Source organism: Sphingobacterium paucimobilis HER1398 (assembly GCF_000416985.1).
In the GTDB taxonomy this organism is placed as follows: Bacteria; Bacteroidota; Bacteroidia; order Sphingobacteriales; family Sphingobacteriaceae; genus Sphingobacterium; species Sphingobacterium paucimobilis.
In genome coordinates this window covers 52204-73771 of the sequence record NZ_ATDL01000022.1, presented here as the reverse complement: position 1 = coordinate 73771, position 21568 = coordinate 52204, and the positions used below count along the sequence as shown (strand labels likewise).

The 21568-nt window shown below is 41.2% G+C and carries 17 protein-coding genes; 13 read left to right on the top strand and 4 right to left on the bottom strand.

Annotation, left to right across the window (positions count from 1 at the left end; translation table 11 throughout):
• Window positions 1-8 precede the first annotated feature (8 nt).
• A complete protein-coding gene (locus M472_RS41970) occupies window positions 9-1199 on the bottom strand; it encodes an immunity 26/phosphotriesterase HocA family protein (protein ID WP_021071939.1) in 1191 nt (396 codons plus the stop codon).
• A 78-nt stretch (window positions 1200-1277) separates the two neighbouring features.
• Between M472_RS41970 and M472_RS41965 the strand changes: the two genes are divergently transcribed.
• Both M472_RS41965 and M472_RS41960 read left to right on the top strand, forming a co-directional pair.
• On the top strand, window positions 1278-2417 hold the full coding sequence (locus M472_RS41965; protein WP_021071938.1) for a hypothetical protein: 1140 nt from the start codon (window positions 1278-1280) through the stop codon (window positions 2415-2417).
• A 154-nt stretch (window positions 2418-2571) separates the two neighbouring features.
• Window positions 2572-3621, top strand: coding sequence for a hypothetical protein (locus M472_RS41960; protein WP_021071937.1), 1050 nt, complete (start codon window positions 2572-2574; stop codon window positions 3619-3621).
• Window positions 3622-3665: 44 nt separating this feature from the next.
• On the opposite strand, the gene M472_RS41955 is transcribed toward M472_RS41960, so the two are convergent.
• Window positions 3666-3896: a hypothetical protein gene (locus tag M472_RS41955; protein WP_021071936.1), complete on the bottom strand. Its 231-nt coding sequence runs from the start codon at window positions 3894-3896 to the stop codon at window positions 3666-3668.
• Between the two features lie 174 nt (window positions 3897-4070).
• Here M472_RS41955 and M472_RS41950 point away from each other — a divergent pair, with 174 nt between their 5' ends.
• From M472_RS41950 to M472_RS41930, 5 genes are all read left to right on the top strand, one after another.
• Window positions 4071-5666 carry a DNA/RNA non-specific endonuclease gene (locus M472_RS41950; protein WP_235049536.1) on the top strand — a complete coding sequence of 532 codons (1596 nt, stop codon included), beginning with the start codon at window positions 4071-4073 and terminating at the stop codon, window positions 5664-5666.
• 50 nt (window positions 5667-5716) lie between these two features.
• On the top strand, window positions 5717-7141 hold the full coding sequence (locus M472_RS41945) for a fimbrillin family protein (RefSeq protein WP_021071934.1): 1425 nt from the start codon (window positions 5717-5719) through the stop codon (window positions 7139-7141).
• A 74-nt stretch (window positions 7142-7215) separates the two neighbouring features.
• Window positions 7216-9966 carry a TonB-dependent receptor gene (locus tag M472_RS41940; RefSeq protein ID WP_021071933.1) on the top strand — a complete coding sequence of 917 codons (2751 nt, stop codon included), beginning with the start codon at window positions 7216-7218 and terminating at the stop codon, window positions 9964-9966.
• 12 nt (window positions 9967-9978) lie between these two features.
• Window positions 9979-11331, top strand: a complete 1353-nt coding sequence (locus tag M472_RS41935) for a DUF5689 domain-containing protein (RefSeq protein WP_235049535.1) — start codon at window positions 9979-9981, stop codon at window positions 11329-11331.
• Window positions 11332-11340: 9 nt separating this feature from the next.
• Window positions 11341-12390, top strand: coding sequence for an endonuclease/exonuclease/phosphatase family protein (locus M472_RS41930; protein WP_235049534.1), 1050 nt, complete (start codon window positions 11341-11343; stop codon window positions 12388-12390).
• Between the two features lie 121 nt (window positions 12391-12511).
• Here the strand turns inward: M472_RS41930 and M472_RS45515 are convergent, their stop codons facing one another.
• Complete coding sequence (locus tag M472_RS45515) at window positions 12512-12673, bottom strand: hypothetical protein (protein WP_021071930.1); 162 nt, start codon at window positions 12671-12673, stop codon at window positions 12512-12514.
• 182 nt (window positions 12674-12855) lie between these two features.
• Between M472_RS45515 and M472_RS41925 the strand changes: the two genes are divergently transcribed.
• The 4 genes from M472_RS41925 (at window position 12856) to M472_RS46025 (ending at window position 16410) form a co-directional block, all read left to right on the top strand.
• A complete protein-coding gene (locus M472_RS41925) occupies window positions 12856-13359 on the top strand; it encodes a hypothetical protein (RefSeq protein WP_144062790.1) in 504 nt (167 codons plus the stop codon).
• A gap of 69 nt (window positions 13360-13428) precedes the next feature.
• Window positions 13429-13776, top strand: a complete 348-nt coding sequence (locus M472_RS41920; RefSeq protein ID WP_144062789.1) for a hypothetical protein — start codon at window positions 13429-13431, stop codon at window positions 13774-13776.
• 512 nt (window positions 13777-14288) lie between these two features.
• Entirely contained in the window at window positions 14289-16070 is a 1782-nt protein-coding gene (locus tag M472_RS41915) for a hypothetical protein (RefSeq protein ID WP_021071927.1), read from the top strand.
• Between the two features lie 61 nt (window positions 16071-16131).
• Window positions 16132-16410, top strand: a complete 279-nt coding sequence (locus M472_RS46025) for an ATP-binding protein (protein WP_081643224.1) — start codon at window positions 16132-16134, stop codon at window positions 16408-16410.
• Here the strand turns inward: M472_RS46025 and M472_RS41910 are convergent.
• Window positions 16398-16979 (bottom strand): RNA polymerase sigma factor, encoded by a 582-nt coding sequence (locus tag M472_RS41910; RefSeq protein ID WP_021071926.1) that lies wholly within the window; start codon window positions 16977-16979, stop codon window positions 16398-16400. The two genes, M472_RS46025 and M472_RS41910, sit on opposite strands and share 13 nt — an antisense overlap.
• A gap of 141 nt (window positions 16980-17120) precedes the next feature.
• On the opposite strand from M472_RS41910, the gene M472_RS41905 reads away from it, so the two are divergent.
• Window positions 17121-18143 carry a FecR family protein gene (locus M472_RS41905; protein WP_021071925.1) on the top strand — a complete coding sequence of 341 codons (1023 nt, stop codon included), beginning with the start codon at window positions 17121-17123 and terminating at the stop codon, window positions 18141-18143.
• 167 nt (window positions 18144-18310) lie between these two features.
• On the top strand, window positions 18311-21565 hold the full coding sequence (locus tag M472_RS41900; RefSeq protein ID WP_021071924.1) for a SusC/RagA family TonB-linked outer membrane protein: 3255 nt from the start codon (window positions 18311-18313) through the stop codon (window positions 21563-21565).
• The last annotated feature ends 3 nt before the right edge of the window (window positions 21566-21568 follow it).

The following is a 21568-nucleotide window of genomic DNA, read 5'->3' as shown; positions in this document are numbered from 1 at the left end:
TATCTGATTTATTGTTGTTTTTTCGTTAGGTGTTCATTTTCCACTAGGAGCAAATTTTCGGTATAACTTTTATCCGCATCTAAGCCAAAAGCCTTGAATATTTCTCGCTTTATGGCAAGGTTCGTTGGATTTCTTAGGTCAAACTGAGTGTCGTATTTTGCGGCTTCACTCTGCCAATAAGGTAAATTCGATTTGGCCTTGATACAGTCTTCAAGGCTAGCAGTATCCAGACCAAAGCCCGAACTTTCTTTGCGATACGGATTTTCTTCATAGCCCAAATAGAGGCTGTCATCTTCATGTAGGAGGTAGCGATCAAACACTTGTATATCTAGAGTGCGAAACAACATTCCATATTGAAGATAAACGGTCCGCGGTGAGTCGCTACTGATACTTTTACTATAAGAAATCAGCATATCATACTCTTGTGTTTGCAAGGGAAGATGGCCAATTATGGGGTTTTGTCCGTAGTAAAAATGATTGTCCATGATGATTTGAGAAGGCAGCGCAGGCATTTGAGCAAGTGCTTGTAAATCTATGGTTCGGGTATCACTTATTTGGTGGTATATCTTGACAAGAAGGCATTTTCCCATGAGGTTTGTCAAACCAAAATGTTCGTCTCGCTTTATTTTATTGGTTTTAATCTGCTTTTGAACATCGAGGAGGATACGTCCAAATCCCCATTGGTTTCTTCCTATCTTGAAAGCAAAAAAGTCACCCTCAGCATACTTACAATGCTGTCGATGGGCTTGACTGAATTGCGTAATCGCCTCTAACTCTTGAGGGGTGGTATCTGCGATCCATCGGTCTAACCACAGCGGCAGGTCTTTTAGCTTTTGATTGGGCAACTGTTCGCTGTAAAACGAGGTCTGTGTGGTATAATTGGACAGCGATAGGTATTCATTCCAAAAGGAAAAATAAACACCAATACCCTTAAAGGATTGAGAGGCCGTAAAATTGAGCTTTTTGCTCTTGCCTTTAGCAGTTTTAGGTAGGAGGATGCTTCGATTCTCTGCTGTTTTTTCATGGAGACTGCGCTCGGTATAGCCCTGTTCGCCCACACTTATTTCTTTGCGTATCGTATCTCCCTCAAAGTAATAGTATTTGTCAAACAATGAAACCCGTTCCCAATGAGCTTCAACAGGTTCAAGACCTAAATACTTGCGTTGTTTATTTGAAAGTTCAAATGCTGGAGTATTCATTCTATTTCGTACTGATTTTTATTTTCTTCTTTTTTCCGTAAAAATAAAGATAAAAAAGAAAGTAGGCTATGATTAAAAATGAATATCAAACTAAGTTTTCTTTTTACTTTTATAAAAAAGAAAAACGAAGGACGAGTCAACTTGTCTTTTTTGCTTGCTGTTATGAAACAAGAAGAAGAAATAACGATCTGCATCCAATTGATCAATTGGATGCAAGACTATACCTTGCCCAATGAAGTGATCATATCGCGTATTGATACCCAAGACTTTCTGGCTAAATCCCTTATTCTCGATCGACAAAGAAAGGGGAAAACGCTAGGAAAATCATTACAACAGCTAGTAAGACAAGCCCTTGAAGCGCTTGAACAGGCGGATCCAGCACTTGAGGTACACAACCAACGGTATCCGTATTCCTTTCTCGATGTGGTCTATCGCTTGTTGCAAGCCTGTGAAAATGAGAACGTATCTACCAGTTCTTTACAAGGCTATATAGAAGCGTCAACGGATGAAATTTTGCAGAGTCGATTGGTCAATTTTACCATTGAAAAACTAGTGTTGGAGGACGATATAAAAACAAGCCTAACGCTGATTCCTAAAATAAAGGACACGTCGTATCACTACAGCAGTTATCGACTGCTGGCCCACTATTATGCTGGTCGTGGAGATAAAGCAAATTTTCTTCAGGTCTTGAAAAAATGTGATGCGCGAAAAGATATTTATGACTTGGAGGAAATCAAGACCATTTTTATTGAAAACTATGCTGCTCAACATCTTTTAGAAGAGGTAATAGCGCTAGTTCAGAGCAAACCCTTTGGCCCTGCGTATTATGTGGCGGCTTTCTTGCCTTTAGTGAAAAAGGAGCCGTTTAATGCTATTCAAACACTATTGAATGCTCCAGCGTTTGAAGTTCCTGGTCTGTACTTGCAGGAAATGATCCTGACAAATGCTTTTCGCTATAACAAAGCCAATCAAACCCCTGCGAACTTTGTTCTCTTACAGCAGCTGTTGGATGCAATTCCAGCTAGAGTGCGATGGGCTCCCTCAGACTTTAGTTTAAAAGACAATTTGTGGTCCTTTACGGCTGATGCGTTACTGGCCAATCAACGGGTTGATTTTACTGCTGAATTATTGTATTGTAGCAAGAAAATTAGCGCCAAGATAATCAAAGATAGCCTCAAACAACAACTAAAAACCTACCGTAAGCAAGAAGATGAATGATTTTAAAAAAAGAATCAGTATGCCCAGGTAGATTTAATAATGTTTTATCTATGTTTGGTCTTTCAGAGGGAGAATTCAAAGATTTTTAAATAAGACATACGATCGTTAATGATAACGATTTGGAGTTACGAGATAAAAAATTAGCATGAGAATAATGAAAAACTACTGTATTATTTTCTTTTATATTTTTTTTGGTCATTTTTCATTATTAGCACAGCGTGCTGAGTACGTGCTTTTTGATAAAGATATTTTAAGTGAGAAATACCAAGGCATTACAATAAATCGTATGTATGCAGATCTTGAGCCTATAGAAGATAAGTTTCCCGATATCACTATTTACAACTACTACTTTAGATTTGTGAAGAATAGTGGTAACTATGATCTTTACACAAAACGGTATTTAGAAATAAAGAATTCTTTAGGTATTTTGAATGAATATCCATATGATATATTGATTACAATTACTCCATTGTCAAAGGATAAAATTGGTAAAAAAAACATCACACAAGCGGTATCTACAGGGGAGATTACATTTCTACCAATAGACAGTGTATTGACTCGGGCAAAGCAAGATATATTCTATGCTCAGTATGCTCCATTAGGTATTTTTGAAAGAAAGGTAGAGGTTAATTTGAAACGTACCGATTATGAGTTAGTTGTGAAGGAGGGAGGGCAGTATTTTCATCTAGAAAGCGAAGCGTTGACCGAAGCTTATTATATCGATCTCAATGTTGTTATAGAACCTGCTTTGATGGATGCATGTGGGATATTGCGCTCAATCCGATTTGAAAACAAGGAAAGCTATCTGAAGGGCAAATGGGGACCTATCGGTGCGCATCATAAAAGGTACGAGGGAAAGATTTTATTAGATACTATTGTAACCAATCCCTTTTATCCCAAATATCGCATTAGAAGATACTGGACAAATATTATTTATTTAGCGTCTGCCACACAAGGTAAATTAGCAGGCATGGACAATAAATGGTATGCGATTGATGGTATAGGCGACTTCGAGTTTATGGATGGATTAGGTATTATCAACGGTAATTTTCTAGATTATTTTTACAACTCTAAAAAGAATTACTACCCTGACAAAGAATTAAATAAAACCTATAATCTATATTTCCGCACACGTAAAATCAATGGTTTAAAGCCTAAAGACTATATTTCAAATATCTATTTGAAGCGTTTTTCAAGTTTATGAGGTATCTTATACAGATAGGGCTAGGTCACGCGGTGCTGATTATATCATTTAAGCTCCTGAGGGAGTAAATCCACAGGCTTGAAGCTAGCACCCGTGTACCGATCCGAAAACACAAAATTTAAGAACCAGGCAAGCAACTCCGATTTTTTTGGAGTGGTGATATCATAACCTCCCATCATCAAGTAGGCAATAGGTGTGAGCAGTGTTCGCGCAAAACCAGTTGCTATAAGCTGCAGTTTACTGTTGTGCTTAATTAACAGCTTTCCCCATCGCACAATAGGATAACTGTATCATTGTCCGACTCGTCATACAATATTTAATCTATTGTTAATAATCTCTTTACTATTTGTTTTTCTCTCAAGGTTATGTTTGTTAAACATTTCGGTTGCAAATATTCTTTTATCGATAATCAACAATTTAAAATTTAATTTAATTAATTACAAGTAGTGGTGCAGAAATTGAATTTAAAAACTAAAAACTCGTTTACCCTTTTCTTTTGTTTCGCTTTATTGGTTGTTTCCTGTCGCAAGGACAATGATTTTTCCGTCAAGGATATTCAGAACAAAGTTTCTTTTACAAGTGCAATCGAAGGGCTCCCGATGACCCGTACCAGTGGTACAAAATGGGATATGGGGGATGCTGTTGGAATTTTCATGTACTCCCATGGCTCCACACTGACAACAGACGCTGTAGTCGACAATGGCTTTAACAAGAAATATACCACTACTGGCAATGGTAATTTTTCTCCTGTCTCCGCAACAGAACAACTAACGTACCCATCTGGCAGTAAAGTAAGTTTTGTAGCATACTATCCTTACCAGTCCACGGCCAGCTTAACTCCGGCGATAAGCATCACAGACCAGAGCAATCAAACAGCTTTAGACTTTATGTATGCCCAACAGACCACAGGATGGACCGGAGCACAAGGGCCTGTAGCCCTGTCATTCAGCCGACAGATGACCAAAATTGAGATCAAGTTGAAAGGAAGTGCTCTTACTGACGTAAAAGCGGTATTCAAAAACAGTGCGTCAACAGGTACTTTTGACCTTGCTACTGGTCAGCTGCTCGTAGACGCGACAAGCCTACAGGATATTAACGCTAAAATATCAGTCAATGGAACAGGGGAGACACTCGTGGAATGGACGTTATTCCCAGGTGCGGTAAAGGATCCGGGGCAGGTCGTATTTACCAAATCGGATGGTAAGAGCTATATCTGGAAATTGCCTGCAGGAACGACCTTTGCTAAAGGACACCGCTATCAGTATGATATAACGCTCGGCAAAGACGATGACGTCACACCGATACCAACGGGATCCTATATGGAGCTACCTCTAGTTCAAGAAACAGCAACATTGAAATACAGCCTAAAGATGAGTACAGCCACCAAGCGTAATTACTCCATGTTGTATGATACGAAGAATAAACTGGCCCTATGGGTGGCTTACCCATTAAGCAGTGACTATTTGGGCGGACAGGACCGTACCGATGATTGGGGATACGACCCTGATTATAACAGTACATTGCAGGCATTGCTGTCCAAAGGCTACCCCAATAATCAGTCCTTGCTTATCGACCGCGGACATCAGCTGCCTAGTGGTGACCGAACGAAAACTTATCAGGAAAATGCTTCGACATTTTACTATACCAATATGACTCCGCAGAACAGGCCACTTAATCAAGGAGTATGGGCGGAGCTGGAGAATAAGATAAGAACCTGGACCGGACAATCTGGAGTGGATACGATGTATGTAGTAACCGGCGCTATGGTAACTACTGCGGCAGACCAGAATATTGATTACGTGAAAGATAACGCCAATACTAATGTAGCCAAACCAAAATACTACTATAAGGCCCTCGCCATGAAAAAAGGAAACACCTACTATACGATAGGGTTTAGAATGAATAATGCTAATCCTTCGTCAAAGGATTATATGACCTATAAAGTAAAGGTCGAGGAGCTGGAAAAAGAGACCGGTTTTACATTTTTTCCAGCCTTGAGCAAGGAATCCAAAGGTAAGATTGACGAAACTGTGTGGAGAAAGTAAGATATAGAAATATACAATAATCTATTAATTGATACTGATAATTTGAGAAAATGAAAAAAAAGCAACTTTTAGGTGCTGCTTTAGCACTGATCGTTCTGGGTAACTCCTGTAAGAACGATGACTACAGGAATGTAGGTCCAGAAAACGATGGTAAAGTTTCCTTTACGTCTTCAATAGGAAACGGCATCAGTACACGTGTATCGGGCAATAACTGGGATGCCAACGATGCTATAGGTGTATTTATGAAACAAGGAGCAGGCTTAGCCAGCCCTCTCGCAACAAACAAAAAATATACGACTAGCGGTAATGGCAACTTCACAGGCCAAGGCGCCGAGATCATCAACTACCCAGAAACCGGTGCTGTGGATTTTATCGCTTACTACCCATACTCTGCTACGCTATCCGGTACAAATCTACCTATTGATGTAACAACGCAAACCAATCCAGCTGCTATCGATGTACTGTACGCTAACAATGCTACAGGATTGACAAAGGCTTCGCCAACGGCTAATCTTAGCTTTAGCCATAAGCTAGCTAAAATAGAACTAACTGTAAAAGGTGGAACGGGAGTGCCAAATGTAAACGGACTACAGGTTGTTTACAATGGAATCAATACTACCGCTACAATGGACCTTGCTACAGGTACGGTGACGGGTGCCGCAAATGCTAAGAATGTGACAGCTAAAGCAACGGCTGGTACAGGAAGCCAATTGGTAGAAGCGATTGTTATCCCTGGAAGCTACGCTGCTAAAGAGGTGATATTCACCTTGGCATCGGGAACGTTCAAATGGGCAATTCCGGCAAATACGTCGTTCGAAGCAGGTAAAAAATACACCTACGATATCCAATTGAGTACAGGATCGACTGGTAATGAGGTCGCAGTGACTGGTGCTGGTACCATTACAGACTGGACAACAGTACCAGGTGGTTCATTCAATGTGGATGGTGATGGAGGCACAGATCCAGGACCAGACCCCGGAACGGGTACGGAGCAAACGTTGTTTTTAGAGACCTTTGGAACAGCTCCTGCATCTAAAGATTTTCCAAAATCCAGAATTGCAGAGTTTCTAGATTTCTCCGAGAAAGGAGTGAAATATTCAGATCAAGATCCTGCTAATTATGTCGATATACGTGCTACTTCAACCATGGATCCACATGTATGGATACCTGCTAATAGAACTACAGGCTTCAAGATTGAAGGTATCAATACAACCGGAGCTACCAAGCTTAAGTTATCTTATGATATAACTGCAAACGGTGGTGGCGCTTCAGTTAAAGTCATCAAGGTACGTGCAAATGGACAAGAACTCACGGTTCCTGCAGGGAGTATCGCAACTAGTAATACCTATGTAGCGGTAAACATCGACGCTGGAATTCCGACAGGGAACAGCCTGACATTAGAATTTTCAACTACGAATACCGAAAACACAGTGGGTTACCGTATCGACAATATTAAGCTGGTCGGTACAAAATAAACAACAGAACACAGTTCAAACCCAAGAGGGGGCATTATGCCTCCTCTTGTATACTTTTTACCTAAAATAAGATTATGCGGCAGACTTTGTACGTATTATTTTTTCTCATCGGTTACATCAGTGTGGGCTATGCACAGCAAAAAACAGAGCTCCGTGGTATACTGATCGATGAAAAAAACAACATACCCCTACCTGGGTTGACTGTATCGCTGGAGAAGAATAAACAACAGACGATCAGCAACATGGAAGGGGCATTTCTCTTTGTCAGCGTCGAGCCTGGCGAAGACTACCTCTCGGTAACGGGAGCAGGAATACGCCCTTACAGGGTTAAAGTAGAGCTAAAGAAGGGAAGTGATAATACACTCGAACCGATTTTATTAACCTCAGTCCCTCAGATCGACATGCAAACAACAATGGGAGTCATCGACGATGATATCCTGCAGGATGAGGGTAATGTTCAAGGACAGGATATACGTTCGTCCGTCATCCTATCCAATGATATCTATTTGAATAAAGTTGGATTCAAACTTTCTCCATTTCGGTTTCGCGTGAGAGGATACGATCCCTTTTATGAACAGACCTATATCAATGGAGTACTGGCCAACGATCAATACCGAAAGGTATTTAATTATGCATCTATCGGTGCACTCAATGACCTGACCCGTAATGGAGATGTGGTCAATTACAATAACAGTGGCAGTTTCACTTTCGGTTCCATCGGTGGAGCTGAAAATATAAATATGCGGGCCAGTTCCTACGCCAAAGGCGGAAAAATCACGGGTTCTTACACGAACAGGAACTATTATTCACGAGGTATATTCAGCTATTCAACAGGTCTTATGGACAATGGCTGGGCCTTTACAGGTGCTGTTGGTGGCCGATATGCAGACAAAGGATTCATTGAGGGTACCTCTTATGAAAATGTATCTTATGCACTTTCTATGGAGAAACAATGGGCTGAAGGCGCGCATTCGCTCTCTCTGGTCACATACGGATCACCTGTCGTCCGTGGACAGCAAGGCGCTTCCTTTCAAGAGGTATATGATCTAGTGGGCAATAACCTATACAACCCAAACTGGGGCTATCAGGATGGTAAGGTACGCAACTCACGCATGGTAACGGCCTACGATCCTACAGCGGTACTCTCACATATCTGGAAAATAGATGAGAAGACGACATTGACATCAGGCGGTCTGTTACATTATGGTCGCTATGCCAGCTCAGCGTTAAACTGGTACAACGCGATGGACCCGCGTCCCGATTACTACCGCTACCTGCCTTCTTACCATAGTATGGACCCCAACACGACAGACCCGAATACCGTTGATTTCTACTATAACTTATGGAAATCAAACGATACGCGTGTCACGCAAGTAAATTGGGATGAACTGTACCGCCAGAACATGGATCCAGAAAATAGGTATAAAAATAATGGAGCCGCACTATATATGGTAGAAAAGAGACATTCAGACCTTCTGGAAGGAACGTTGAGTTCGACATTCAACAAGCTATATGATAATAATATGCGTCTATTAGCTGGTGTGGAAGCCCGCAAATCCAGATCATATCAATACAAAACTGTTAGTGACCTCTTAGGGGCAGACTTTGTGCTGGATAAAGATAAATTTGCCGAACGAGATAATCCAGGAGATGATGCCATCAAACAGAACGACCTACTATATCCGGACCGTAAGGCTTATGTAGGAGACATCTTTGGTTACGACTTTGACATCGATATCCAGTCCGTCAATGCCTGGATCACCAATCAGTACCAGACCTCAACTATCGATTTCTACTATGGAACGAAATTGACCTACACCGATTTTCAGCGTACGGGCAACATGAAAAATGGACGTTTCCCGAACAGTTCATACGGACCAGGCAAGAAGCACAGTTTCGTAGACTATATGCTCAAAGGTGGAGCCACCTACAAATTCAGCGGTAGGCACTATCTATCGGCCAATATGAGCTACCATACCGAAGCACCTATACCAGACCGCGCTTATGCGATGTCGCGTGTTACGGATCAAGCCGTCAAAGGACTACAGAGCGGTAAGGTATTTGCGACTGATATCAACTATATCTTCTCCATGCCCAGTTTATCTGGACGGGTATCTCTTTTTCAGACCAATTTTTACGACCAGCAGGAACGAATGGCCTATTACCACGATTCTCAACGGACATTTGTATTCCACAATCTGACAGGTGTAGATAAAATAAACCGCGGGATAGAGGCCGCAGCTACGTATCGCCTGGATGACAATTGGAGCTTTGATTTTATCGGCACGATGGCGGAGTACTTCTATAACAATAATCCGCTGGGTATCATGAATGCAGAAAACGGTAAAATCATCGACCAGGAGGAACAGGTCTACATGAAGAATCTTTATGTCTCCGGTACTCCACAGTTTGCCGGTGTACTGGCAGCACGTTATTTCTACAACTATTGGTTCTTCGAACTCAGTGCCAATGCCATCGGCCGGAACTACCTTTCGGCGGCGCCTCTGCGAAGATTGGCATCGAACTATACCGCAATCAACCCAAACAATGAAAAGGACCTAGCAGCCTACAATGCGCTGACACAGCAGGAGCGTCTGGATGATGTAGTCACTTTTGATGCCTCAATCGGTAAGATGTTCTATCTGGCAAACAGAAGGGCGGTTAACTTCAATTTCTCCGTTATCAATCTGCTGAACAATAAGAATATCCGTACCGGTGGCTACGAACAGGGACGCTTGGATACGACTTACCCTAACCGTTTTGCGTCCCGCTATTTCTATATGCAGGGACTGAATGTCTTTTTGAATGCTAGTTATAGATTCTAACATACGATGAATATGAATACGATAAAATATTTACTCTTTGCGCTGTTATTTGTTGCGCTCAATACCTCTTGCGAACGAGAATACGCCGCTCCTCCATTGAATGAACCCAAGTATGAAGGGGCACTCGACAATATCACCATCCAACAACTAAAAAAACGCTTTGAAAAAATAACCGATCCGCAGCTGATCGAAGAAGACCTCATCATCAAAGGGATCATAACTGGAAATGACGAATCGGGCAACATCTACAAGCAGCTCTATCTACAGGACGGTTCGGCAGCAATCAATATCGGTGTCGACCAGAATGCGATGTATGCCAGCTACCAAGTGGGACAGGAGGTCTACCTCCATCTGAAAGACCTATATATCGTCAAGTATGGGGGAGAATTACAGATCGGCATGAATAAAACAAATGCCAACCGTATTGCCTGGGAAATATTCAAGTCAAAAACTTTTACAAACTCTTGGCCCAATGCCGCTAAAGCGCAACCTAGACTTGTTCAGTTGAATGCTTTGACCGACGACATGGTGCATCAGCTTGTGGAAATACGTGATGTTACCTTTACAAATGGAGGTAAGAAGCCTTTTACAACCGGCGATGCGACGACCAATGAACAGATCAAGAATGCATCGGGCAATGTATTGGATGTGCGCACCAGCAACTATTCGGACTTTGCCAAAGACATCTTACCACAAGGAAAGGGAACATTGATCGGTATACTGGGACGCTTTAATGGGGGATGGCAATTGTTGTTACGCACTAAAGCCGATGTTAAAGATTTCGACGGCAAGGCTCCAGAACCAGAGAAACCACAGGAGGGAAGTTTTTTTAAGGAAACGTTCGGTATTGGCCCATACCTGTCGGGCAATAGGCCAAAGTTGGCAGATTTTACGGGTTTCGATATGAAGGCTCCTATTCAGTACAGTGATGCATCAGGATTGGTTGACATACGGACTGTGACTGGAGACAACAATGCGTATATATGGCTTCCGGCTACGAAAGATGCCACGGTGAAGATCACTGGTATAAACAGCTTGAACAAGGGCGATATTACCCTGAAATTCCAACTGGCCGCTAATCTATTTGACCCAGGAACTACAGCTAATATGAATAACATTAAGGTTAAAGTGAATGGGGCATTTGTTAATGTACCTGATAAGGCTTTATCGAATGCCAATGGGGATAATGGTAAGTTCTATACCGTATCTATTCCAAACATTGCGAAGAGTGAACAACTGATACTCGAATTTGTATCCGGTGCAGAAGCCAATAAGGTAGGATTCCGTTTGGATAATATCGAATTGATCGGAGGAGCATCGACAGGTGGTTCGGGTGATCCAATCATCGTGGGTCCGGCTAAGTAACACATAGATATGAGAATATTGACTAATAATATAAGATATATTATGGCTTCCCTGCTGCTATTGGCAGGGAGCCTTAGCCTTTGTGCCCAGCAGAAAAAGTATCAGGTATATACGGCCGCGTTCTATAATTTGGAAAACCTGTTTGACACGGAACTGGATTCAGCTATAATGGACACGGAGTTTACACCTCATGGTGCTAATCATTGGACACCCGAAAAATACCGTAAGAAACAAGCTAACATGGCCAAGGTCCTGTCGCGTATCGGACGCAAATACAGTAGTAGCGGGCCAGCTTTTATCGGCGTATGCGAGATTGAAAACCGCAGGGTTCTGGAGGACCTCGTCCGCCAACCGGCACTGGCATCTTCTGGCTATGAAATAGTGCATTATGACTCGCCAGACCGCAGAGGCGTAGATGTAGGACTTTTGTATAACCCTCGTCTTTTTGAGGTACAGGGGTCGAAGGTATTTGCGTACCATAAAGAAGATCTACCGGATTATACGACCCGCGACATCTTGTTGGTGAGCGGCAAACTGGCAGGGGAGGAAATGCATGTCTTGGTCAATCATTGGCCTTCGCGCTATGGGGGAAAGTCGTCCGCACTGCGCGAGCACGCCGCCAGCATGGTACGTCATGTTACCGATTCACTATACAAGCAGAATCCAGAGACAAAGATTGTAATCATGGGAGATCTTAATGACGACCCTGTGGATAGAAGCGTACGGGAGGTACTGGGGGCTAAAAAGAATCCAGAAGAAGTAGCAGAAGGAGGATTGTTTAATACGATGTGGAAACATTATGATAGGGGAGTGGGCTCGCTGGGCTATCAGGGCAAATGGAATCTTTTTGATCAAATAATAGTATCAGCTTCCTTATTGGGAGAGGATCGCTCCACTCTCCGTTATTGGAAATCAGAAATCTATAACCCAGAGTATTTAATTACGCAAGAGGGAAGATATAAAGGATATCCCTTGCGTACATTCTCGGGAAATGTTTTTCTAAATGGCTATTCAGATCACTTTCCTACCTTGATATATCTGGTGAAAGATCTAAATTAACCCCTATTCCTTAAGGCATAATACCTAATATAACCGCGAAGTCCGATATACATCTGGGCATATCGGACTTCGAAATTCATTACTCCTAAAGTGGTAGTATGAAAAATATAATGTTAAACGCCTAGCGTTTTAAAAATTCTTTAGGTATAGGATGCTTTTTTAAAAATTCTATAGCCTCCTCATTTTTCTTTTTAAAGAATGTAGAATTACTATAAATTCTTTGACGCTCTAGTGCCGTCGTGTCATCTATATCCTTATTGCTTTTATTTTTATCTGTGTTCATAGTTTTAAAGCTATTGATTCAATAATCTAGTTATTTGGTCATACCAAGATACGACTATTGATAAGCGTATTGTAAAAAAAACAACTAACTCAGGAGATTGGAAATCAATGCGTTTTTATAACTTTATAGGAAAACAAATAAATCTGATATCCTATTCACAACTGAAAATAACAATTAAGTATATGAAAAAAATTATGCTTATTATGGTCATTTTGTCTTTTTTATATTCGGCCATTCACGGACAACAGAAGGGAACAAATCTTAGTGTAGATCAAGAAATTGATTGGTTGTTGTATTATAAACGAGAGTATGAAAAATACAGTGCGTTTGCAAATGTGAAAAATGATTTTACCAAAAAAAATATTAATAAAAAAGACTCGATTTATAAATTGTATACTGGTCAGATTGAATACATACGAAAGTCTCCTGATAGGTATCTGACGCTTATAAATAGTAGTATTCAAAAGAATAAGGTAGAGTATGATGGACCACCTAACATTGTTTATGACTACGTAAACTTTGCTCTTCCATATGATTCGGATTTGCATTCCATCACTCGATTGGAATTATATCAAGTGATTAAGAAATATCTGTTTGATCAGGATGATACAATATTGCCACATAGAACAGAGGCATATATAAAAGCTGGAGGGAAAGAAAATTTACCAATGCCGCTCAATAGATAGTTATATCTTTATAGTTTATCAATAGCTACAATGCAGCATATTATTTTTTCTAGAAAACCTCTTTTCATTATGAACATGCACAAAAGTATTTCCACACTTATACTGACCTTTTTCGGTCTGATTATGCTGACGTCTTGTGATCGGAATAATATTGGCGAGTGGGAGATTACCGATCTCTCACAGGATACCCTGCTCACCGCAAGCACAACAGCCAAGTCTGTTGCAGTTATACTGCTTAAAGTCAAAGGATATGCAGACGATTCTATTAAGGTTCATGGAATACGCATTCCCGGTGGCCCAATTGATATTGATATTAGGTCCGATTGGTATGACCAAGAAGTGAAAGTAGGGTTTGATCCCTACAAAGCTACAAAAGGCTACCTGCGTATACAGTATCATGTCCCGTCTGCGTATTGAATTAGGGAAACTATGGAGGATATTTTACAAGCGATTAAGGTAAGGAGAGCTTTATCAACTATTACAAAGGCATCTTCACCACTGCCGCTTTAGAGAAGATTACAGGCATCAATCAGCGTCAGCTGCAATATTCTCATCAGGATTGAAAAAGCCCCGCCAGCCGCAGCTTAAGAAGTTAGAAGAGGGCTTCACCGTCTGGCAGCAGAGCTACAGGCTGCGGAGTTGATATAAAACCCAATAGTACATTAGGCATCTTTAACTAAACACCCCCTCAAATAAGCGCCGAAGAGATGTTGTCCCGTGTTGCATAATAATTTCAGGAGATCACAGGTCTCCGTATCGAAGAAACAGAACTCCTGAAATAGATACCCTCAGGATCATAAATACAAAAAAGCTGAACACCACGTTCAGCTTTTTCTATTTCGGCATACTGATTAATTTTTGCTAACTTAATATGTTCATATACAAATATGTATGTATTGACAAATAGTGCTTAAATTATCGATAACATTATGGGCCAACAATTATTAAACCACGAATCAAAATTAAGAGTATATCTCCATGATAAACCAGAGTTTCCAAACATTCGGAGAGATTCCAGTTCCCCATGTCAGGATCCTGCTGTTAATTTTCAGGAACACATTTTCGGAGATTCCTGGGTCAAATGCCATACTGTTGAAGGTAAAAATGTCCTGTTGCAACAGTTCATGTGTTTTACGGAAGCAGAACAGAAAATATTTACTATTCCAGCACAGCCAGTAGTTAGCTTTCATATACAAGTGTACGGAGATTTCAAGATGAAATTTGTTGAAGAGCAAGACAGCAGGCCCTATATTAAAGGACAATGCTCTTTATTTTGGCAAAATGATCATATTCTTTGCTGTGAACTGCCGCAATATGAATCAGATTTTTTTACGTTACATTTTCGGTCCAGTCACTTTTTAGATATGTCACACCGATTCCCACTATTGACAGAATTTGCTGCGCAAGTCACTTTATCTCCATTCGGCATACTCGATTTCTATATCAGCAATGCCGACGAGAGCCGACTCGCTTTTATTGACGCTATATTGCACGAAGTCAGGGACTACCATACAAGCGACCAGCGTTATACTCATTTATGTGAGTGTCTATTACTCCAATCCATGGGCTTGGCTGTAGAGGTAGAGCCATTTCCATCAGATACGTTACGGCGGACGCATGACAGTGCTTTTTCCGTACTGGATGACCATGAGCTTACGGACGAACAAAAATTAAGAGTAGAGAGTAACAAACGTTATTTTAAAAGAGATCGGTTGATTGCCGAATTCTATGAGCGCAAAAAAGAATTTGAAGAGCGGAAAGAAGATAGAGCCGAGTATAATGCAGTTATGAAAAATATTGCGAATTCTTATCATAGCGTCATGGGCAAGTCTGCTGACATCCTTGCTGAGTCCTATTTCTGGATGGCTGAAAAGTTAGCGGAGGAAATGAAAAGATTCGACTTGACCGACAAAGAGAAGGCTACTGTGGTAAAAGCCATCCTAACCTTATGCGACCAGTCCTTTGAACTAAGAGCCCCCTATATGGATCAGCTTCATTTTTACACAAGCTATACCGGACAACCCTATGTCGGTGATCTAGAGATGAGGGAGTTTGGCCAAATACTGGATATGTTTATCCCAGATATTAATCTGCCTTTGGACAAACTGGACGGGACCAGAAAAGGATCAGCTATCCTGGAGCAATATATGCAGGACGAATTTGGGTTCAAACCATTATCACATTTTAAAGAAAGAGGCGAAATCGACAAAACTCCAAAAGTGGTTGAACTCTACCATCTGCTGATGCAACATATGGTCGATGAACTCACTATAACAGATAGCGGAGATTTTAAAAAAAGCGATCTTATCCGAGTTATAGATCAAGCCTACCAACGAGATGACCTTTCACTACTGCTTCTAGTGGAGGTTGAGCAATTGACAACTGATGCAGATTATGTAGAACAGCAAAAGTACAATAAAATATGCTTGTGGATTTTAGCACTGGATGAGGCTATCGATGAATGGGATAGTGTAGAGTATACCAAAGAAGAGGAGCGGCTACTCTATTTGATAGACATCTATTACGCATCGTCGGACAAAATTGAAGCTGTGAAGCGTAGGGTAATGAAGACAAAGAGAATATATGATTCCATGGTACCCGCTCTTTTGAACGCAGGTTATGCGCTGGGATCTATTTCGAAGAAAAGTATTTTTCTGCTTACCGCAGAGTCATTGATTGCAATGGCTGAAAAACCGAGTGCTAAAGAGTAAGTTACCTGTAACACTGAATTCATTCCTTTATTTAACAATACGTCTTGGATAGCTTAAGAAGATAGCCGACAGAATAGAAATTACCTCAGCAGGGATATTGCCTGAGGGATTGAGCGAAGAAGCGTTTTTCGATGGTGTTTCGTTTCCTCGAAACCGAGAGTTGATGCGGGTATATAGGGATCTAGATTTAAGTAAGTATCAACCCTGTTTTTGCAAAATAATCGTTTTAGGGAGGGGGCTTAGTATGCGAGTTACTTTAATACTGTTGCTGAGTAGATGCGGGGGCACCCATTTAGATTCTTTAGATCGACAATTCGAAGAGTCGATTCATAAAATATGAAAATTACTAATTAGCTTTCGGATAGATTTTATCGCAGCACTGATCTGATTTTTTACCGTATGTCTTGAGATATGCAATTCGTCAGCTATCTCATTGTAGTTATACCCCTCATCACGCATCATATAAATTACTTTGCGTTGTGGTGGAAGATCATTAATCGCCTTCTGGAGTTGCTCCTGAAATTCCTTTTGTTCCATAGTCGATTCCTGTTCGACGACTATATGCTGCATTGATTTCCAAATCGCCTCTTTTAATCTATTATCAGATGAGATTTTTCGAAGGTGGTCCATCACCTTGTTACGTGTGAGGATAAATAAAAAAGACTCGATAGACTTTAATTCATGAATTTTAGCACGTATTTCCCATAATTTCATGAACACATCATGAACAATATCACGTGCAATATCCTTGTCTTTAGTTAAGTTGTGTGCGAGCTTAAAGAGAGATTTCTCGTAGCTGATAAAAATATCGTTGAACAAAAGCCGTAAGGCTTCCTCCTCAGATTTCGAGAACCGCTCATCTTCATCAGAATAGGCTATTTTCTTTAAAGGGATATTATCATTCTTCATTTTTATTGGAAAGTTCAGTATAAATATACGAATAATACCGCACTCTCGTGTTTTAATCAATCACCCAAAGAAATTTTAATAAAATCTTTACCCCCAATAGGACATAAGGCAAGATGTTACGTCTTTAGTATAGATAGCATAATGAAAGAACGTATAAACTATTTACTAAGACAATATTTTCACAATAAATCCAGCCGTTTGGAGTTGGATGAATTGTTCGCAATGATTCGATCGGCAAAGTACGATGAAGAGCTTAGTCTTTTAATAAAAGAGCTGTACGAAGAGCTCAAGCGGCAAGACCCATCCTTGACCTACGTGGATGACGATGGGAGGTTGTTAGACTTTAAAGACAATCAAAATAACCAACATTACTCATTGACAGCCGATAAGAAAAGAAAAAACAGGAATAGTTATTTGATATACATCGGTGTGGCAGTCTCTGCGGCGATGTTGATTGTAGGTTTTTTCTACGGACAGCAGTGGCGGACCAATAATACGGATCAGCAGATTCAGGTTATCAACAGTATCGGACAGGACGATGATAAAATAGTTGTGCTGGATGACGGTACCAAGGTCTGGTTAAATTCTTCTTCAACACTAGAGTATCCAAAAGCGTTCAAAAAAGGAGAACCTCGGGAAGTTACCTTGATTGGAGAAGCTTATTTTGAAGTCGAACACGCTGAAGACTGGCCTTTTATCGTCCATACAGGCGATGTAAGTACCAAAGTGCTGGGTACTAAGTTTAATGTGAAGGCCTATTCAGACATGAAAGACATATTGGTCACCGTTAAGAGTGGGAAAGTTATGGTTAGCAAAGAGAATAAAATATTAGCGACCCTCGTCAAAAATCAGGAATTAAGGGTGCCGTTACTAACAAACTCAATCTCGAAGAGCGCTATAGGGGAGAAAGATCTAAAGAGCAAGGTCGCCGGTAGTTGGACAGCCGGTTACCTCGAATACGAAGACGAATCCATTTCTTCCATCATTGCTGATTTGGAGCGCTATTTTAAGATCTCCATTGATCTGCGCCATCCATCGCTTGGAGATAAGGTTATTACCTTATCCGTAGCCAAGGACAGTGATCCCCAATATGTACTAGAAATCTTGACAACATTAACAGATTGCAAATTCAAAAAATCAGAAAACAACTACATTATTTTTTAACCTAAATAAAGAAAATAGCTTATGATATAGAAAGATACGAAAAAAGAATAAAGTCACCTCGGCTGGTCCCCGAGATGACTTAAGGATTCAATAAACTGATTACATTATACTAAATCAATATCAAAATTATGCATTTAATCCGAAACAAGTGCACTAAGAGCTTATTTATGAAAATATCCTCGTTAGCAATATTATTGACATGGTTTGCTACGGTTGTAGCAGCCAGTTCAACGGCCCAAAATTTGGCCCAAATAAAAGCATCGTTACCAACAGGTACAGTCGTACTGAAGGACGCCTTGAAGCAATTGGAAAAGCAGACAAATATTCGCTTCACCTATGTAAGCAGCGATGTCGATAAATACAGACAGAGCCATGTAGCTTCCATTAGTGATAATGTAGCCATGCTACTAGATGATCTGCTGAAAAATACCGATCTAATTTATCAGCAAGTTGGCAAAACAGTCGTGATCAAGCGGCATAGTACCAGCGTAGGTAATGATACAAACACCGATCGCAGTTCGTTGGCAGCACAGCAGCAACGTCAGGGCCGTATTCTCAATGAATCTGGTATACCACTGCCAGGCGTCACTGTTCGTGTCAAAGGCACCAATAGAGTTACATCGACAGATCAGCAAGGTCATTTTACAATCAAAGAAGAGGGAAATGTCACATTAATCATTTCATCCGTAGGTTACAAAACTCAAGAGTTACCGTATACCACCGGCATGCAGGACATTGTGCTTGTTTCCGATTTCGGAAGTTTAGATGCTGTGACCGTCATAGCCTATGGTACTACCAGTAAGCGTGTCAGTACCGGTTCTACGGCTAGTGTTACGAGCGAAGAACTGTCCCGTGCTCCCGTCAATAACGTTATGGAAGCTTTACAAGGGCGTGTAGCAGGACTCGATATCAACAGCAGCAATGGACTGCCAGGAGCAGCCATGAATGTACGTCTTCGTGGTATAAACTCCATTGCGGCAAATAGTTCACCACTATACATCGTCGATGGAGTGCCGTTCTTTTCGGAATCCCTCAATATGTTTACAGGAGACAATGGTACCCAAAGTCCTATTGCAGGTATAAATCCGAGCGATATCGATCGTATTGATGTACTAAAGGATGCCGATGCAACTGCAATTTACGGTTCGCGGGGAGCCAATGGAGTCATCTTGATTACTACGAAGAAAGGGAAATCTGGCAGCACCCGTGTCAATTTCAATGCCTATACTGGCGGAGGAAAAGTCACTAATATGGTCGATATGTTGAATACAGGCGAGTATCTACAGCTTCGTAAAGAAGCCTATCAAAACTCGGGCGTCACGCCAGATCCTGATGCGCCTGATCTCTTCGAATGGGATCAAAACTTAGATCAGCGTTGGCAGAAGAAAATGATGGGTGGTACAGGCAAGGTTACAGAAGCCAACATGTCGATAGGTGGTGGTTCAGAAACCACCAATTTCTTACTGACAGGTACCTTGCGCAATGAGAGCACCGTTCAGCCAGGAGACAATGGTTATAAAAAAGGTGCCGGTATGTTGAGCGTTAACCATAGTTCTTCCGATGGTAAGTTCTCTATCACTGCTACAGCCAATTACACGGGCGACTTTAACAATGCAATGGCATCAGACATCAGTCAGTTTTACGATTTGCCACCCAATATGCCGATTTATAATGAAGATGGAACATTATATTGGTATGGTAACCTGCAAAACCCCTATGCACTTTTAAGACGTAAACAAGAAACCCGTAATAAGACCCTTTTGACGAGCGGTACCTTACGTTATAGCCCTATTCACAACCTGAATCTATCAGCTACTATCGGTTATAACAATACCACGCTAAATCAGCTACGTATGCTTCCATTATCATCCTTCAAACCCGATGCTGGTGCTGTCAGCACCAGTCACTTAGGTAATGGATCATATTCTTCCTACAGTATAGAACCACAAGTCAACTATGCATTAGAGCTAGGAGTAGGCAAGCTGGATCTATTAGGAGGCTTGACCTATCAAGAAGGGATCAACGATGGAAACTATTTTGTTGGCGAGGACTTTACTCTGGAGAGCCAACTGAACAATATTAATGCCGCTGTCTCCGTACGGTCCGAAGGTATGCGCTACAGCAAATACCGTTATCAGGCAGGATTTGCACGAGCCACCTATAATATTCAGAATAAATATATTGTCAACGGTACCTTTAGACGGGACGGTTCTTCACGTTTCGGTCCGGATCGCCGCGTAGGCAACTTTGGTTCAGTGGGGGCGGCTTGGGTCTTTTCCGAAGAAGGATTCGTAAGTGACCATATTCCATTCTTAAGCTTTGGTAAGCTGCGTAGTAGTTATGGGGTTACAGGTAATGACCAGATTGGTGATTACGGCTACATGGATACTTGGAGCTTCAATAATTATCCTTACGATGCCGTCGCAGGATTATACCCTACACGGGTAGCCAATCCGCTATACAGCTGGGAGACGACGCGTAAACTGGAGTTCGGCTTAGAAACAGGCTTTTGGAACAATAGATTAACGGTAAACGTAAACCGCTATTACAATAAAACTGACAATCAGCTCATCACTAAAAAATTGTCACCGCAGACAGGTTTTGAAGGATTTACAGCCAATCTTCCAGGCATTGTACAGAATAGAGGCTGGGAGTTTGAAGTCAGTTCCACCAATTTTAAGAACATTAATTTCGAATGGAATACATCGGCCAACTTAACGATTTCGACCAGCAAGTTGATTGATTACCCTGGCTTAGAATCGTTCCGTGAGTACGAACGAGAATTATATGCAGTAGGATACTCTATGGGTAGCGTATATGGCTACAAATTCAATGGTGTAGACCCGCAGACCGGTATTGCCCAATTTGAAGACCTTAGCGGAGATGGCGAGCTGTCCGATGGGTTAGAAGATAAATATGTAATGGGTACGCGGTTACCTAAGTTTTTCGGAGGTCTTAATAATAGCTTTACCTATAAAAATTTCAATCTGAGTTTCTTATTGCAATTTGTAAAGCAAGAAGGAGAACTGTTGAACTTTGGTTACATGGCACCCGGGGCATTAGGTATCATGACCAATTTTGATACCTCCGTACTTGACCGTTGGACACAAGCAGGGCAGGTGACAGCCATTCCGAGATCAGCATCCACATCTGCAGACGAGGCTTACAGCACCTACAATACCTATTATCGTCATTCAGACGCACAATGGGGAGATGCATCCTACATTCGTTTGAAAAACCTCATGGTAAGTTATGACTTCACCTCACTGCTGCCAGCTATTAAGACACAGCGTATTATGCTGTATGGGCAGGGACAAAATTTGTTGACTTTTACTAAGTACGATGGATTTGATCCCGAGACACAAGGTCGATTAATGCCACCGATGAAACAGTACACCATAGGTATCCGATTTACATATTAAAGA

Excerpts from the sequence above, each read along its gene's own strand:
- M472_RS41970 (WP_021071939.1), bottom strand. The coding sequence starts at position 1,199 with ATGAATACTCCAGCATTTGAACTTTCAAATAAACAACGCAAGTATTTA.
- M472_RS41925 (WP_144062790.1), top strand. The coding sequence starts at position 12,856 with ATGAAAAAAATTATGCTTATTATGGTCATTTTGTCTTTTTTATATTCG.
- M472_RS45515 (WP_021071930.1), bottom strand. The coding sequence starts at position 12,673 with ATGAACACAGATAAAAATAAAAGCAATAAGGATATAGATGACACGACG.
- M472_RS41940 (WP_021071933.1), top strand. The coding sequence starts at position 7,216 with ATGCGGCAGACTTTGTACGTATTATTTTTTCTCATCGGTTACATCAGT.
- M472_RS41960 (WP_021071937.1), top strand. The coding sequence starts at position 2,572 with ATGAAAAACTACTGTATTATTTTCTTTTATATTTTTTTTGGTCATTTT.
- M472_RS41965 (WP_021071938.1), top strand. The coding sequence starts at position 1,278 with ATGAATATCAAACTAAGTTTTCTTTTTACTTTTATAAAAAAGAAAAAC.
- M472_RS41905 (WP_021071925.1), top strand. The coding sequence starts at position 17,121 with ATGAAAGAACGTATAAACTATTTACTAAGACAATATTTTCACAATAAA.
- M472_RS41910 (WP_021071926.1), bottom strand. The coding sequence starts at position 16,979 with ATGAAGAATGATAATATCCCTTTAAAGAAAATAGCCTATTCTGATGAA.
- M472_RS41900 (WP_021071924.1), top strand. The coding sequence starts at position 18,311 with ATGAAAATATCCTCGTTAGCAATATTATTGACATGGTTTGCTACGGTT.
- M472_RS41935 (WP_235049535.1), top strand. The coding sequence starts at position 9,979 with ATGAATACGATAAAATATTTACTCTTTGCGCTGTTATTTGTTGCGCTC.
- M472_RS41915 (WP_021071927.1), top strand. The coding sequence starts at position 14,289 with ATGGGCCAACAATTATTAAACCACGAATCAAAATTAAGAGTATATCTC.
- M472_RS41930 (WP_235049534.1), top strand. The coding sequence starts at position 11,341 with ATGAGAATATTGACTAATAATATAAGATATATTATGGCTTCCCTGCTG.
- M472_RS41945 (WP_021071934.1), top strand. The coding sequence starts at position 5,717 with ATGAAAAAAAAGCAACTTTTAGGTGCTGCTTTAGCACTGATCGTTCTG.
- M472_RS41920 (WP_144062789.1), top strand. The coding sequence starts at position 13,429 with ATGAACATGCACAAAAGTATTTCCACACTTATACTGACCTTTTTCGGT.